This is a genomic window from Mixta mediterraneensis (assembly GCF_014946725.1).
GTDB classification, from domain to species: domain Bacteria; phylum Pseudomonadota; class Gammaproteobacteria; order Enterobacterales; family Enterobacteriaceae; genus Pantoea; species Pantoea mediterraneensis.
Map to the genome: position 1 here is coordinate 21,325 of NZ_JACFXY010000020.1, position 11,782 is coordinate 33,106.

Consider the following 11,782-nt stretch of genomic DNA (forward strand, 5'->3'; position numbering starts at 1 on the left):
TTATGAATAAAACATTCTCCTCATGCTTAACGTGTTAATATCGACCTATTCAATGATCGTTAAAGAGGCTTGTAAGCCTCTTTAACGTTAAGCGATTTTACATTGTGAGCAGTCGCGCATTTTCTGGATTCCAGTTCAGCGAAACCGTATTTCCTATTGCACCGACTAAAGCCTGGCTACTGCGCACAATAAAACGCTCGCCATGATCCAGCGTGACCACTAATCGCGTTTCAGACCCTGCATAGATGCGTTCGCTAATTTTACCGTGTACCAGCGCATCCTGCGCGGCACACAGTCGAATGTGCTCCGGGCTAATAACCAGTGCAGCCTGGCCCTGTAACGTACTCGTGGCAGGCAGGGCAAAGTTCCCTTGCTGATTGACCAGCGTATCGTGCCGTATTTCTCCACGCAAAATATTGGACAAGCCAATAAACTCAGCAACGAAGGTTGTTTGCGGTTGCTGACAGATGTTTTCCGGCGTATCAATTTGCGCAATTTTACCTTCATTCATCAGGTAGATACGATCGGACAACGCCAGTGCTTCTTCCTGATCGTGGGTCACAAAAATAATGGTGGCCCCGGATTCGCGGTGAATACGCTTAATTTCCATCTGCATGGCTTCGCGCAGTTTACGATCCAGCGCGCCCAGGGGTTCATCCATCAAAATGACGCTCGGTTGATAGATCAGGCAACGCGCCAGCGCCACGCGCTGCTGCTGCCCACCCGACAAAGCGCGTGGAAAGCGTTTCGCGGCATGGCCGAGTTCCACCATCTCTAGCGCTTCCTTCACCTTGCGCGCAATATCTCTTCCAGATAAGGCTTGCACAGCTTGTTCAGGCGCACCAGATGCTCAGGATTAAGCAGCGCCACATCGAACAGGTAATTTTTGATATCGACCATCATCTGAAATTGCAGCACCGGATCGGGACCCAGTACGGTATTGATGATTTTAATCCCCCTCGCTTCTTCAAACGGTTTATAAAACGCTTTGCTGAAACCGGAGCCATAGGGGCCGCCCACATCGGCAACGGTTAGGGTGGTCACGTCTGCGGCCTGAGCCGGTCGCGAGATGAACATCGGGGCCACAGTGGCCACAGCTGCGGCGCTCAGGCCAGGTTTTAATGCGTCACAGCGGGTGTACTGGCCTTTCTGTTTATTCATGAGAACCTTCTGCATAGCGTATTGTTATTAGATGCCCGTCTTGTAGCGGGCGCTTGCCTGGTGTTGGTGCTTTACTCGTTTTCTGCCTGAAAAATGGCGGTGTTCACCTCGGCAATCAGCGCGTCGATAGCCTGTGAGTCGAAACGTTGACGGAAGCGGCGATCGAAGGTGGTGACGAAGCCAACAAAGGAATTGGCGCAGTGCTCCAGCAGACGGTCGGCATCCTGAGCTCCTCCAGCATTGCCGTTGGCGCACGTTGTCCGTGGCTGGTGGCAGGCATTGGCGCAGTTTCAAGCCAGAACATTACGTTACCGGCGCTGGGTCAGCAGATTCTGGCGCGGCTCGAAGAAGGATTAACGCCGGAGCAGGCACTGAAAAGGGCGTTAGCAGAAGATCGCTTTAGTGATACCGCCAGGTGACGGTAATTGACGCCAGCGGCAGTTGTGCGGCGTTCAGTGGTGAACAAACTGCCGGAGACTGGCGTGCAAAGCGTGATAGATGACGCAAAAACGTATGCCAGACAGCAGTTGCTGTCACCCATGCAGCAGACCGCAGCAGAAAGTCAGATCCACTTCAGTGTGCTGAGTCAGTATCCGGGTTTACTTACCGATCCACAGTCTGAATTTGCCGGATGGCTGGCGCAATGGAGCGGCAATGACCGCTTTTCGACGGTTGCCTTTGGCACTGAAGGCGGCCTTTTTGATGAGGCTGGCATCGCAACAATGATTTGCGGGCCTGGCAGTATGGCTCAAGGGCACAAACCTGATAAGTACATAACTATAGAGCAACTTGATAAGTGCATGCAGATGCTAATTAATCTTAATGAATGGATGCGTTGCCATCAACACGCGCCTTATTATTCAGCCGTAATGCGTTGCGGCTGATATTTTTGTCAGGGAAAAATAACGCATGCAGGCATACCAGTTGCAAAATCTGACAAGACCATCACTCAACAGACATGCGATTCTGGGCATGTAGTGACGCGCTTTTGTCCTTTTTTGCGATGTGGTGAAAATCCACCCATGCAAAGTGTCTAAAAACCTTCTTGCAGGCGCGAACAAAACTCTATTTTTCAGGGGGCCCTGATCATGGAGAGAAAGCTCAGAACGTCATATTCAGCTTTCCGTAGTGGAACATCACGCCAGGTTTGAAGCGCTTCCGGTTTCGGTATCCCCTGGTTTTCATTAACAGTCGTCTGACCTTGCTGTTCAGCGCCTCAGCATTACCATTCGATACACGATGACGCATGGCATTCAGTATTCTTTACAGCCGTTAATGTTAGCGTTTTTCCAGGCTGTGATAACATCGCTGGGTTACTTTTCAGAGCCAGGGATGATGATGAAGAAAAGCAGTACACCCACTCCCCACGACGCCACGTTCCGGCAGTTCCTGACTCAGCCGGATATTGCCCGTGATTTCATGGAGCTCCACCTGCCAGCAGAGTTGCGCGCTGTCTGCGATCTCAGCACGCTAAAGCTGGAATCCGGTTCGTTCGTCGAGGATAACCTTCGTCAGTATTTCAGCGACGTGCTCTACAGCCTGCAGACCACTGCCGGTGATGGATACATTCATGTCCTGGTCGAGCACCAGTCAACGCCAGACAAACATATGGCCTTTCGCCTGATCCGCTATGCGGTGGCCGCCATGCAGCGCCACCTGGAGGCAGGCCATAAAAAGTTGCCACTGGTAATACCGGTGTTGTTCTATACGGGTAAACGCAGCCCGTATCCGTACTCCACCCGATGGCTGGATGAGTTTGACGATCCGGCACTGGCAGAAAAACTTTACAACGGAGCTTTTCCGCTGGTTGATGTTACTGTCATTCCGGACGATGAAATCGCTGGCCACCGCAGTATGGCGGCCCTGACCCTGCTACAGAAGCATATTCATCAACGGGACCTGGCAGAACTGGTCGACCGGCTGGCGCCCATTTTGCTGGCCGGACATCTGTCTTCATCGCAGGTGATATCGCTGGTACACTATATCGTACAGGCAGGCGAAACATCCGACGCCGAAGCCTTTGTACGCGAACTGGCACAGCGTGTGCCGCAACACGGAGACGCACTTATGACCATCGCGCAACAGCTCGAACAGAAGGGTATTGAGAAAGGTATCGAGAAAGGTATCCAGCTTGGCAGACAAGAAGGTCGTTCAGAAGGTGAGCGCGAAGCCACCCTGAAAATTGCCCGTAACATGCTGCAGAACGGCATCGACCGCAACACCGTCATGCAAATGACTGGTCTGACTGAAGACGACCTGGCGCAGATCCGTCACTAACAATCCACTAATTATCCTGTCCAGACGCACCCTACCTGCCCATCAGCAGCAAGGCTCCTGCAGCTTCGCCATGCCGCCGACAAGCTGAGCCTGCCCCGGAACCTGCTGAATGATTAACAGGCAGGGAATGCGCGTTCCAGATAGTTGCCATAAGGTGAGCGTCTGCTGGAAAGGGGTCGCTTTCGTTCCGGCGTGCCAGTGATGAAATTCAGCGAGAAAAGGCGCTTCACAGTGCGCTTCAAGCAGCTCAAGCGTACTTACCGGGAACTTTTTCTGAGGAAAAAATAGCCCTGGAGAGCCTGACCAGTGTAGCTCACCGTCAGGCATCGTCAGCGTGAAGAGATGGCACGATCCCACGTGAGAAAAACACCTGAGCACATCCTGTTCGCTGGCCGCATGTGCAAGCCGTTGACGCTGGCTTGCAATAAACTGCGCCAGGCACGTTACAGTGAGGCACGAAAAAACCAGATAATTTTGCGCCTGCCAAATGGCCATACAGCAGGGCGGCTGAGAAGAACGATAAAACAGTCCATAACCCGTTAGCGTGGCCAGTATTACGATGCCGTAGTGCAGCAACAGCAGAAACGCGGTTGCGCGAAATGAAAGCGCAAGAGCGCTTAATATCAGACAGGAATACTGGAACCACAACAGTTCTGACGCATAGTGCCCGTAGTCTACTGGTGCAGCATACAGCGCCAGCAACAGAACGACATTCAGCACGATTATTCCGTCATCGCGCTGACTAAAAGGTTTTGGAGCGGCACGCAAAAGCGGCAAGACCGCTAACATTGCCGTTAGCGCAGCCAGGGCCCAGGACGTGAAATGAGGTTGAGCCACAGGATAACCTGCCAGCATCAAACAGAAGCCCAGCAACGCACTGCCGGTGCACGTACAGAACGTAAGAAGTAAGGCATCGATGAGCGTTCCGATAACCGGATCACGACAAAAGGCGTGAGGTAATAAACGCGGGCGGATTCGCAGCGCAACCACACAAAGGGGCAGCACCAAAAGGTCAAAAATCGCGAAAATAGCGGCCAGCAACGGCGGACGGTCAATCCATAAACCACTCAGCATATGCAAACACCCCGCCGAGACAAGCCATAAAGGCCAGTCGCATGGCGGCGTGTAGATCAGCGCCGCCAGAACGAGGGCGGCCGGGAACCAGACAGTGGTAGAAAAGCTCCACGCGTCACGGCTGACGTAACTGATAAGCGCCAACGGGATGTAGATCAGTACAAATCCTGTCCAGCGGATGAAATTACTTTTGAGCAGAATATTCTCCTGTTATCACAAGGCTTGCGCCTTGCTCTTTTCACCCGTTTCTGTGAATTTATAACTCTTTAGAAAACAGGTATCAGATACTGTGTATCGTCCTACGAAACTCAGTTTAAGGCTCAGCCGGAACATCCTTTAAAGGAACACCATGATAAATAAAAGCTTATGTCTGATAATACGCTATGGTCAAGAAAGCCATCCTGTCCCACAAAGGTCCACGCGAACAGACACACCTCAGCCTGAGAGGCCAGAAGAGCGGCGACCATTAACCTTCGGTGTCATCTGAAATCAGAGGGGATAACTGCGCAAGACTTTCACGCATAACCGTGATAAAACCAGCCAGCAGGCGTGTAATATCCATTTCACTCATAGCGCTTTCTTCCCGCCACTCAAGCCAGTTTTCCAATACCAGACAGCATCGCATCGCTCGACGCATATTTAGCAGTCGCCATGATCCTTTCAGGCGGTGAGCGATACGGCTGAGCGTTTCCGGCTCAGGATGAGTCAGTTGTGTCAGCGCCACGAGATCCTGGCTGACGGCTTCGTGGATTTGCTGAAGCATCAAGGCGATCATGTCAGGTTGATGATCGGCCAGAGCAGCGAGCTCGCTCGTATCGGGAGACTCACCGTCATGGGCCTGATGTTGTGTCAGCGCCTGCTCCAGTCGACTGGTCATCAGGGGTTTGCGTAACAAATCATCCATTCCAGCATGACGCGCATAATCTTCCTCACGCGGCAACGCGTTAGCGGTACAGCCGAGGATCAATGCCGGAGCATGTGCTTGTTCGAGCATATCCCGCACCAACAGCGTTCGCACTAACTGATAACCATCCATTTGCGGCATTTGACAATCGGTGATCAGAATATCGATTTGCTGGCCGGTAAGGTAATCAAGCGCCGCCTGAGCTGAATCACAGCAGGTAACTTGCTGGCCCAGCTTTTCCAGTTGCAGACGCATTACGGTGAGGTTTGGTGTGGAATCATCAACTATCAGCACATGACGGCAAGGCAGAGCGGCTGATGGTGGTGGCTGAATGACGACAGGAGCCTCTGTCAAAGGCAACGGAAGTCTCACCGTCACTGTGGTCCCTTCCTCAGGTTCGCTAACAATAGTCAGCTCGCCCGCCATTAGCGCTACCAGCTGATAACAGATAGCCAGGCCAAGCCCACTGCTTTGTGGTTGCGCCTGATCTACCTGAAACCAGGCCTGGCCGAGCATAGATAACGCATGCGGCGGAATGCCTACTCCCGTATCGGCGATGGTCAGCGTCAACTGACCGGCTTCATAACAGGCAGAGAATGTCACCTTCCCCCGGGGGGTATATTTAATGGCGTTGCCCAGCAGGTTTGCTATCACCTGATTCATGCGCGTTTTATCGCATAATACATGGCAGCCGGAGGGGATCGTTAAGTCGCTTTCCCAGCGTAAGCCTTTTGCCTGTGCGCTGCGGGCAAAAATGGCGCTACTGGTTTCCAGAATCTCTAAGAGAAGATGTGGGGCAATATCCAGTTGCAGCTCACCCGCTTCTATGCGGGATATATCAAGGACATCGCCTATCAAATCGCGTAACGTGACGGCGGCCTGCCAGGCAACGTCCAGTGTCTCACTTTTCTCTCGTTCCATTTCCAGTAGACCCAGCACCGCATTCAGCGGCGTGCGAATATCATGGCTCATACGTGCTAAAAAGGCAGATTTTTCATCGCTCACCCGTTCAGCCTGTGTCAGGGCATGATTTAATGCCTGCGTCAGCGCTGCTTTTTCGCTGATATCAACCCAACCGCCAACGATGCCGTGTGGACGATTGTTATTATCGGTATAGCGGCACAGCCACCAGAGCAGGGTCGTTGTGCCATCCTGTAGGGTCGTTTCTCCGATCAGCGGATCCGGGTTGCTAAGCAGGGCAAGGCGTTGCGGCAGGACAAACTGCTGGGCCAGTTCTCCCAGCGGAAGCTGGGCCACGGACATGCCAGCCTGCAAGGGTTGAGTAAAAAATGGCGCATTGCTAAAAGTCGCATTGAAGCGAGTCAGACGCCCCGAGGGATCGCAGACGAACAGCGGAACCGGCGCGTTATTGACCAGCGTTTGCCATAACAACAAAGCATTATGTAGAGCCGCCATATCCCGGGCACGTTGGTGTCGCTGTAACTGTGCGGCACTCCAGGCCGTCAGCGCTATCAGGGCCGCACACAGGGCGATAAATCCCATCGCGATGAGCCACAGCGTATTATGTGAAATAGCGACGGTAGGCGGAGCAATCTGATGCTGGACGCGGCTACTTTGTATATCTTGCGGTGTAATTGATGCCAGTACTTGTTGCACGTTGAGAACATCAGGGCTACGAGAACTGCCAGCATCAAACCACAGCGGTGTTTCGGGCAGATCAAGCGGAGCCAGACGCAGCAGCGCTTCATTTTGCTTCAGCATCTCGCTCAGACTGAACGTCTCCCCGATAATGCCATCTGCCCCACCCGCCCGTAAAAGAGCGATGGCTTGCATCAGATTATCTACAGGCACCAGACTGGCTGCAGGGCGGTAGTGCTTCAGCAGCGGCAGAAGCTGCGACTGGCGCATAATCGCCAGCCGCTTATCACTGGTCACGTCATTGAGCGGCGCGCTTTGTGGGCTGACGATCCCCCAGCTCAATGTATCAAAAGGCTGCGCCTGTGGAGAGGGAGGCTTCTGGCTGGCGATAATCCGCAAATCGACGTGCGGGTCATTTATTTCAACCGGCGCAGAGGCTGAAGCCATTTGAAAGTTAAGAACGAAACGGTTCCGCGGAAACAACCGCGTGAGCAGATCATACCAGACCCCGCGAATGTCGCCCTTTGGCGTGATCCGAACCCAGGGAGCGGGCGCATAAGGCAATACAATGCGTAGCGTAAGCGGGGGCGTCTGTTCACTGTTTGGCTGGTTACGAGCGCTAAAAACGCTGCCAGCGGGAAGCAACCATTTTTGCTCCAGCCAGCGGGCATCCTCCTGCTTCAGGCTACTGATACGACGGTTAACGTCGTCAAGCAAAGTTTTACGACGGGGGAAGGTCCAGAGAAAATAATGTAAGGGAGGCACTGTGCTATCGGCCCCCATTGTCAGCGTGGTGACAGGATTGCGCGACAAATATTGCTCAATAAGAAACGCGGGGGCGACTAACTGGCTGGCTTCGCCACGTATCATGCGTAGAACATTTTCGTCCACGGTCGCCGATCCAGGCAGAGCGTCGGCAAGGGCATTCTGCTCAGGTAGCGCCGGGAAGCGCAATGTAGCACCTTTTTGCTTCCCTTGCAGACGCAATACGCCAGAGGGGAACAACAGCAGAGGTTCGCTATGCTGTAGGCTTGGGCTGGGTGGCGCGGCAGTCAGCAACATATCTATCCGCTGATGACGCAAGGCGTAAAGTGCGTTCTGGGAATGACTGAAATTTACCAACTCTGGCGCAGGGCCATTGTTAAAGAGAATATTTATCTCATCGGCCAGAATACCCGCTTCGCTATCCGGCAGCATAAAAGGCGCTACGTCATCGAGCAGCCCAATGCGTAGGGAGGCTGCAAAGCTACCCTGGGAGAAAAGTAAAAAAACAATAACCAGCACGCACAAGGAAAGCCCCCTGGCGGCACGCTTAGTTTCCCAGCCCAAGACTCTGCGCACATTGAAAAAGTTCATAATCGGTTTTGGCACCCAGTTTACGCATTGCGCTCATTTTTTGTGTGCTGACAGTTTGTTTAGCGCGGTGCAGTTGCTCACTGATCTGGTTAACGGTCAGACCGCATAACAACAGCCGCAACACTTCTGTTTCGCGTTGAGTCAGATGGACTTCAGGTCTCTCTATTGTGGACCGGCGCTGGGGCGGGCTGCGTAATGTCTTAATTAACTCCGTAGAAAGGCTGTTTTTACTGAGAACGGCATGCACACCCTGTCGCCACAACGATGCAAGCAGCTCAGGATTGGAAAGCATCGTGATCACCGTCACCTGACTCTGAGGATACCGTCTTGTCAGCGTCTGAATCATCGACAGACCATCCGGGTAAGTTGCGCCGGGCATGCTGAGATCGGTAATAATAATATCGACTGGCTGGCACACCAGTTTTTCCATCATTTCATCAACACTGGTAGCTTCATGAACGATCTGATAAAGATCGTTACGAGTCTGCAACAACGTGCGTAATCCCAGCAAATAAACGGGATGATCGTCTGCGATAAGGACTGTTTTAAGCATGGCATAACCGTCAGTAAAAACATATCTGAATTGTCATAAGCTTATCACACCTTAAGAGGAAGTCAGGGCGCGGTTCGCAAACCAAGGGCTATACCGCCCGGAAAGACAGCCCGGACAGCAAGATTACGTAGCTTAACTGGCGTAAAATGGGATGGCTGAACAGCCCGCCGGGCAGGATAAAATGAATAGTGGACGATCAGTAATAAAGTTCACTGAAATTACGCACCCCTAACTTTTTAAGTGCTTTAACTTTGTGAGCGCTGACGGTTTTTAAAGAAATATTCATTTTTTGGGATATTTCTTTTTGCGACCACTGCCTGTAAATGAGATGCATAATTTCTTTCTCCCGGGGTGTCAGGATGCCGGGGAAGTAGCTCAAATGATTGTCATGTGCCATAAAATTTTGAATTAATTTCAACATCTCTTCTGACGAGAGGTTTTTTGGCACATGTTGACAGGCGTTAAAACAGGGCAGGGTGTTTTTTTGAGGATGGTGAAAAATAAGAAGATTCACCTTACAGTTCCAGACTGGGAAAGTAATGCTTTTTTTTACAAAACGGCTATCACTGGCGTCCAGCATAATCGTATCGCCATGGCGAAATTGCCTACGCGATAAATGGACGTTGCGGGAAGATGTCCATTTGCCAACTTGTAGCGATATTTTTTCGGTAGCCAGAAGACTTTTAAGCCCTTGAGAAAAAAATGCATCATCTGAAAAAAGAAAAGCTTTCATGGCTGTGTTGCTTCCTCAATTGACGGGTATTTATCGGAATCGAAGTGGGTGAGTCCAAAGCAATTAACCAGCACCCTGAATTTATGTGGCGTGATGACTAAATATCCGGAAGGTTTTTAACAACTGAAAGGCTTTCCGTCAACGGACAGGCTAGTATATTTCCATGATTTTATTATGATTAACCTGGAGCTAGCTTAAAGTTTGCAAGAAATGACTGAAGTAGAAATGGAATTTTCTTCGCAGCCAGAAAAATCAATAATATTAATTAACTACCTGTAATTAAAGGGTTGCGTAAGATTATCTTAGAATAATCCTATACCACCTTCGCTTTTACTCATGCAGAGCGCTGAAAACTACGTTTTCAGATTGTTTTTTTCATAATATAATTCCGGACTTCATCTTTTTATTGAGATCTGAACGATTAATAAGAAGGAGGTTAGCCACTACTCTTCGGAGAGATAGTTTGTTATTTTCTTTATGAAAAAAATAGCGTTACCGAGCGCCTACGCGCTTGCCGTATTGTCACATTATCTTTTCCAAATTTAACGCTTGGGGATTTATCTGTGAACAGCGATCGACTTTCACTCTCTCAAAAAGTCATCTTTCTACCTGACCGTTCTTGTCTGGTATCCGAGAACGAACACATTCACCTTACGCCTAACGAACGTCGCTTGCTGGAGTTAATCATTTCAGGACGAGGTAAAAAAGAAACAATAATAGAGGAGATATGGCACAGCCGTGGGACAATTGTTGGTGAATCCAGTTATCATCAGCTGGTGAAAATGCTGAGGCGGAAACTGGACTGTGCAGGGCTGCCCTGTTCCGTGATTAAAACAATCCCTCGATATGGTCTTGCTTTTGTACCCCCGGAGCAGACAGAAGAGGAAAAGTTAATGCCACCGGATTCAGAACAGGAAGAAAATGTTTCTGATGAACCCGCTGTTGGCGGGACAACAGAGCCTGGCAGTGAACTTTATGTTGCGATTAAACCGTCAAATCATGATAAAAACCTGATATTTTCTTCCCCATTTTCTGAATATAAGCGCTATTTACAGTGCGCTGCCATTTTCATTGTGCCTCTTTTACTGGCAATTGTTTATTTTATTATAGATAAACCTGACGCATTTCCTTATCAGGTAAAAATAAATAACGCCACTGTACATATGGCTTCAATGAGAAACGCGAATCAAGACAAACTGGCGTTGAAGAAGATTCTGTTACAGAAAAACATTAAACACGTTTATATCGCTTCGAACGGACCGAAAGTGTGGGTTGCACAATGTGAAGGTGAAATGGATAAGGAGAGTAAATGTCACGAAGAACTCTATTCCTCATATTGATGGCTTTGATTAGTCTCGTCGTCAGTTCTGTGCTGTTCTGGCTAATATTAACGGAAGAAAATTTACCACAAAAACCCTGTTCCAGTATTATTAAAAACAGCAAACTCATAGATGATTTACAACGGCCCTATCAATTACAAGGTACGATAACCTGGTGGCCGCACGATAACCGACTTACTCTGTTCGGCATGAAAAAAGACGAGAAGAGCAGCCTTATTTTTGACAGGGCGGTGCAGCTACAGGCAGTAAAAAAACATGGAGGCGTCGTACAGGGAACGGTCGATAGCGTGTCGAAAGCCAGTGTCGATCAGCTTCCGCCTGATTATAAGCTTATTGGGGAGAAAGGCCGTGACCTCACATTATTTTTTAAAAAAATTGACAGCGATCGCTGGTTAATGATGATCGACGATAACTGGGTCATGATGTGTGAGTATAAATAAACCGGCCATGGCTGTGATTAATTTAACAAATAAGGATGCCAAAAGCAGAACAGGACGCTATCAATTAGTTAACTATAACCCAGGATAAATTCAACGTTTCATTAAAATTAGTGCATCTCGACTTAACCAGTAAGGCCTGTTTCAGGAATAAAACTTACTGGTTTATTTTCGCCCGGAGAGAGCATTTAACCGTTCAGAGACGGCTGCTCTGGCTTTATTATGCTTTCCATTAAATCGCCGAAGCTTAAAGACGTCTCTGTACTTCATGAGAATCTCTTCCTTATTTTATTCACAACATAGGTTAGCGCATCCGCGACAAAAACGTGAGCCTGAAGAGCAAACCTG

At 50.0% G+C, this 11,782-nt stretch carries 9 protein-coding genes and 3 pseudogenes; 5 read left to right on the plus strand and 7 right to left on the minus strand.

The features are described from left to right. Positions 1–97 precede the first annotated feature (97 nt). Both H2P46_RS21465 and H2P46_RS21470 read right to left on the minus strand, forming a co-directional pair. Positions 98–790 carry an ABC transporter ATP-binding protein gene (locus H2P46_RS21465; protein WP_338103679.1) on the minus strand — a complete coding sequence of 231 codons (693 nt, stop codon included), beginning with the start codon at positions 788–790 and terminating at the stop codon, positions 98–100. Next, positions 787–1,161 (minus strand): type 2 periplasmic-binding domain-containing protein, encoded by a 375-nt coding sequence (locus tag H2P46_RS21470; RefSeq protein WP_238939067.1) that lies wholly within the window; start codon positions 1,159–1,161, stop codon positions 787–789. Before H2P46_RS21470 ends, H2P46_RS21465 begins: the two co-directional genes overlap by 4 nt. A 191-nt stretch (positions 1,162–1,352) precedes the next feature. On the opposite strand from H2P46_RS21470, the pseudogene H2P46_RS21475 reads away from it, so the two are divergent. Further along, positions 1,353–1,642: pseudogene (locus tag H2P46_RS21475) on the plus strand (DUF1028 domain-containing protein); the annotation flags it as partial. Further along, positions 1,620–2,045, plus strand: a pseudogene (locus H2P46_RS21480) (hypothetical protein); the annotation flags it as partial. The pseudogenes H2P46_RS21475 and H2P46_RS21480, both read left to right, overlap by 23 nt. Before the next feature lie 217 nt (positions 2,046–2,262). On the opposite strand, the pseudogene H2P46_RS21485 reads toward H2P46_RS21480, so the two are convergent. Then, positions 2,263–2,421, minus strand: a pseudogene (locus H2P46_RS21485) (transposase); the annotation flags it as partial. A gap of 75 nt (positions 2,422–2,496) precedes the next feature. Between H2P46_RS21485 and H2P46_RS21490 the strand changes: the two are divergent. After that, positions 2,497–3,438 carry an Rpn family recombination-promoting nuclease/putative transposase gene (locus H2P46_RS21490; RefSeq protein WP_193406831.1) on the plus strand — a complete coding sequence of 314 codons (942 nt, stop codon included), beginning with the start codon at positions 2,497–2,499 and terminating at the stop codon, positions 3,436–3,438. A 42-nt stretch (positions 3,439–3,480) separates the two neighbouring features. Here the strand turns inward: H2P46_RS21490 and H2P46_RS21495 are convergent, their stop codons facing one another. From H2P46_RS21495 to H2P46_RS21510, 4 genes are all read right to left on the minus strand, one after another. Beyond that, positions 3,481–4,656, minus strand: coding sequence for a diguanylate cyclase family protein (locus H2P46_RS21495; RefSeq protein ID WP_193406805.1), 1,176 nt, complete (start codon positions 4,654–4,656; stop codon positions 3,481–3,483). Positions 4,657–4,978: 322 nt separating this feature from the next. Continuing rightward, the gene (locus tag H2P46_RS21500; protein WP_338103680.1) at positions 4,979–8,299 is read right to left on the minus strand and encodes an ATP-binding protein; all 3,321 of its coding nucleotides are present in this window, start codon (positions 8,297–8,299) and stop codon (positions 4,979–4,981) included. A gap of 28 nt (positions 8,300–8,327) precedes the next feature. Further along, positions 8,328–8,924 (minus strand): response regulator, encoded by a 597-nt coding sequence (locus tag H2P46_RS21505; RefSeq protein WP_193406807.1) that lies wholly within the window; start codon positions 8,922–8,924, stop codon positions 8,328–8,330. Positions 8,925–9,120: 196 nt separating this feature from the next. After that, the gene (locus tag H2P46_RS21510; RefSeq protein WP_193406808.1) at positions 9,121–9,657 is read right to left on the minus strand and encodes a response regulator transcription factor; all 537 of its coding nucleotides are present in this window, start codon (positions 9,655–9,657) and stop codon (positions 9,121–9,123) included. A gap of 563 nt (positions 9,658–10,220) precedes the next feature. Between H2P46_RS21510 and H2P46_RS21515 the strand changes: the two genes are divergently transcribed. Continuing rightward, a complete protein-coding gene (locus H2P46_RS21515; RefSeq protein WP_193406809.1) occupies positions 10,221–10,997 on the plus strand; it encodes a winged helix-turn-helix domain-containing protein in 777 nt (258 codons plus the stop codon). Continuing rightward, entirely contained in the window at positions 10,997–11,437 is a 441-nt protein-coding gene (locus H2P46_RS21520) for a hypothetical protein (protein ID WP_238939068.1), read from the plus strand. The genes H2P46_RS21515 and H2P46_RS21520 overlap by 1 nt, the downstream gene beginning before the upstream one ends. Positions 11,438–11,782: the final 345 nt, after the last annotated feature.